General features: G+C 75.5%; 3 protein-coding genes and 1 pseudogene. 2 read left to right on the top strand and 2 right to left on the bottom strand.

All coding sequences use genetic code 11. The features are described from left to right. Nucleotides 1-73: 73 nt before the first annotated feature. Together CCN33_RS28895 and CCN33_RS28890 are read right to left on the bottom strand one after the other, a co-directional pair. Nucleotides 74-523, bottom strand: coding sequence for a GNAT family N-acetyltransferase (locus tag CCN33_RS28895; protein WP_086696331.1), 450 nt, complete (start codon nucleotides 521-523; stop codon nucleotides 74-76). Next, nucleotides 520-930, bottom strand: coding sequence for a RidA family protein (locus CCN33_RS28890; RefSeq protein WP_086696330.1), 411 nt, complete (start codon nucleotides 928-930; stop codon nucleotides 520-522). Before CCN33_RS28890 ends, CCN33_RS28895 begins: the two co-directional genes overlap by 4 nt. Nucleotides 931-1,024: 94 nt before the next feature. Between CCN33_RS28890 and CCN33_RS28885 the strand changes: the two genes are divergently transcribed. After that, nucleotides 1,025-1,846, top strand: a complete 822-nt coding sequence (locus tag CCN33_RS28885) for a nucleotidyltransferase domain-containing protein (RefSeq protein WP_086696329.1) — start codon at nucleotides 1,025-1,027, stop codon at nucleotides 1,844-1,846. Nucleotides 1,847-1,902: 56 nt separating this feature from the next. After that, nucleotides 1,903-2,373 (top strand): annotated as a pseudogene (locus tag CCN33_RS28880) (FUSC family protein); the annotation flags it as partial.

The following is a 2,373-nucleotide window of genomic DNA, read 5'->3' as shown; positions in this document are numbered from 1 at the left end:
GTCTAGGGTCTTTCGTTTGGATCAGGCCGGACCCCGCGAGCCCGGCAAGATCCAAACGAGAGGCCCTAGCGGGTCAGGGCCGCCAGACGTACCGCACGTCCGGCTCCCGCTCCTCGTTGTCGCGGCCGTCGGTGCGCTCGACGGCGACGAAGCCGTGGCGCTCGTAGAAGCGGTGGGCGGACTCGTTCACCTGGAACGTCCACAGCGTCAGCCCGCCCGGCACACGCTCCTTGGCCAGCGCCACGAACCGGTCGCCGAGGCCGCGCCCGCGATGGGCGGGGTCCAGGTAGAGCTGGGACAGCAGGCCCCCGTCGAGCACCATCATGCCGACGATCGCGCCGTCCTCCGCCTCGGCCACCCAGGTCTCGCGCAACGGGATCACCACGTCCCGGATGTGGGCGCGGACCTCGTCGTCCGAGCGGGGCCGGACGACCGTGGGCAGGGCGGCGGCGAAGGAGCGCAGCCAGACGCCGGCCGTGGCGCGGGCGTCCGCCGGGACGGCCCGCCGCAGCAGGACCGTCACTCGCCCGTCTCCGGGATCGCGGCCGTGGCGGTGATCTCCACCAGCTGGCCGGTGTAGCCGAGGCAGGCGACGCCGAGCAGGGTGGAGGAGTGCGGGCCCTTGCTCAGACCGGACGCCTCCACCACCTCCCACACCGACGAGAGCACCGAGGGCTGGTCGCTCACCACGTACACCTCGGTCGCCAGGACGTGCTCCAGATCGCTGCCCACGGCCCGCAGCTGCTCCCGCAGGTTGGCGATCACCTGCCCGGCCTGGGCCACCGGATCGCCGGGCCCGACCAGCTCGCCCCGCTCGTCCAGCGGGACCGCGCCCGCGAGGAAGGCGAGCCGGGTGCCCGCCTCCACCACGGAGGCGTGGGAGTAGGTCGGCGGCGGGAAGAGAGCGGGGACGGTGACACGGCGGATCATGGCGGCTCCCTGGATACGCGGGCGGACGACCGCCCATCATGGGCAGCCCGGAGCCGCCCGCGCATCCGAATAACGACGACAGCGAGGAGCCGCCGTGCCCGCCCTCTCCGACGCCGACTTCCTCTCGGCCACCGCCGACCGCCTCGCCGGGCTGCCCACCGTGCGGGCCGTCGCGCTCGGCGGGTCGCGGGCCCAGGGCACCCACACCGAGGACAGCGACTGGGACCTCGCGGTGTACTACCGGGGTGACTTCGACCCGGACGACCTGCGCGCCCTCGGCTGGGAGGGCGAGGTCTCCGAGGTCGGCGGCTGGGGCGGCGGGGTGTTCAACGGCGGGGCGTGGCTCACCGTCGACGGCCGCCGGGTCGACGTCCACTACCGGGACCTCGGCACGGTCGAGCACGAGCTGGCCGAGGCGGAACAGGGGCGCTTCCGCGTCGAGCCCCTGCTGTTCCACCTCGCGGGGATTCCCACGTACCTGATCGTCGCCGAGCTGGCCGTCAACCAGGTGCTGCGCGGCACCCTGCCCCGCCCCGCCGCCTACCCGGACGCGCTGCGCCGCACCGCACCCGAGCGCTGGCGGGGCACCGCCCGCGCCACCCTCGGCTACGCCCGCGCCAACCACGCCCCGCACGGCCGGCTCACCGAGGTCGCCGGTGCGCTGGCCACCGCCGCCGCACAGGCCGCGCACGCGGTGCTGGCCGAGCGCGGGGAGTGGGTCACCAACGAGAAACGGCTGCTCGAGCGCGCCGGACTGCGCCGGATCGACGAGGTGACCGCCGCCCTCTCGCCCAGGACACTCGTCGGCGCGGTGGCCGAGGCGGAGGAGATCCTGCTCACGCCCCCGGGGCATCTTTCACCTCCTCGAAACCCGGGTGTCGCATCCACCGCCGCGCCACGCTCTACCCTGGAGTGACCCCCACTCGGCCACCGTCGTCCGAAGGCCCCCGCCCTCGTACGAACAGGAGCCCCGTGTCGCGCCCCGCCGTCCGGTCACTTCCGCCCTGGCTCGCCCACGCCTTCCGCGCCCAGCGCGGCCCCCTGCCCTGGAGCGCGGTGGTCCGGGGCGCCCTCGCCGCCGGACCGCTGCTGGTCGCCGGGATGCTCGCCGGAATGACCGCCGAGGGCGTCCTCGCCGCGACCGGCGCGATGCTCGCCGGGATCAACGACCGCCCCGGCAGCAGGCGCGCCTCCGTCGACCGCCTCGGCACCCCCGCCCTGGCCGGCGCCCTCGGCCTCCTGGCCGGCACCTACGGCGGACAGCACCTTGCCGCCGTACCGCTCACCGTCGCCCTGACGGTGCTCGGCCTGCTGGCGGGCTCGGTCAGTGCCGTCGGCCCGGTCGCCTCGGCGGCCGGTACCCAGCTCCTCGTCACCGCCGCCGTCGGCGCGGGCACCCCCGCCGGGCCGCCCGCATGGCAGGGCGCCCTCGCCTTCCTCGCC

The sequence above is a fragment of the Streptomyces recifensis genome (genome assembly GCF_002154615.1).
Lineage (GTDB): Bacteria > Actinomycetota > Actinomycetes > Streptomycetales > Streptomycetaceae > Streptomyces > Streptomyces griseoluteus.
The sequence above is the reverse complement of the archived record's forward strand: the minus strand, read 5'-3'. Positions and strand labels throughout refer to the sequence as shown.

What these genes read in the sequence shown, in the direction of transcription:
- CCN33_RS28890 (WP_086696330.1), bottom strand. Translation starts at nt 930, where the DNA reads ATGATCCGCCGTGTCACCGTCCCCGCTCTCTTCCCGCCGCCGACCTAC.